This window comes from Cognatundibacterium luofuense (assembly GCF_018139685.1).
GTDB lineage: Bacteria > Pseudomonadota > Gammaproteobacteria > Burkholderiales > Burkholderiaceae_D > Undibacterium > Undibacterium luofuense.
In genome coordinates this window covers 1-304 of record NZ_JAGSPN010000511.1, presented here as the reverse complement: position 1 = coordinate 304, position 304 = coordinate 1, and the positions used below count along the sequence as shown (strand labels likewise).

General features: G+C 52.3%; 1 rRNA gene. It reads left to right on the top strand.

Features of this window, described 5'->3' with window-relative positions:
• A 23S ribosomal RNA gene (locus KDM89_RS21455) occupies positions 1 to 304 on the top strand; the annotation flags it as partial.

The following is a 304-nucleotide window of genomic DNA, read 5'->3' as shown; positions in this document are numbered from 1 at the left end:
CCGACGAGTGCGAGCAAGGGAGACAGACATCGGGTGCTAACGTCCGGTGTCAAGAGGGAAACAACCCAGACCGCCAGCTAAGGTCCCAAAGTACAGCTAAGTGGAAAACGAAGTGGGAAGGCTAAAACAGTCAGGAGGTTGGCTTAGAAGCAGCCACCCTTTAAAGAAAGCGTAATAGCTCACTGATCGAGTCGTCCTGCGCGGAAGATGTAACGGGGCTAAGCTGTACACCGAAGCTGCGGATATGCGTAAGCATATGGTAGGAGAGCGTTCTGTAAGCCTGCGAAGGTGTCTTGTAAAGGTT